Below are 332 nucleotides of genomic sequence, written 5' to 3' on the forward strand. Positions count from 1 at the left end.
CGCTAGAAAGACTAAAGCAGAGCTCAAAAATAAATAAAAAGAAAACTCCCTATTAACATAATACATATCTCAATATCTGCTGTTTATTTTTTCACCGACGTTAAAAAGAGACAAGACATTGTCATAGAAAAAATTCTTCGAGTTGACAAAGTATGTTTATTTTACCCCATTTATAAGTATTTTTTAATAAGTATTTTAAATAATTTGTATTTTTAAATTTGATTATTTTTTTTCATGGTTGGGGCTCAAGTGGCGATAATTTCGTGCATCTTGCTAAAGTTATGAGCAAGTTTTTGCCTGATTCATGTTTTGTGGTACCGAATGCTCCGTTT

Annotated in this window: 1 pseudogene; it reads left to right on the forward strand. The window is 29.5% G+C overall.

The features are described 5' to 3' along the window. Positions 1-218: 218 nt before the first annotated feature. Positions 219-332, forward strand: a pseudogene (locus ACJ5GX_RS07070) (alpha/beta hydrolase); the annotation flags it as partial.

The organism is Wolbachia endosymbiont of Tuta absoluta (assembly GCF_059414725.1).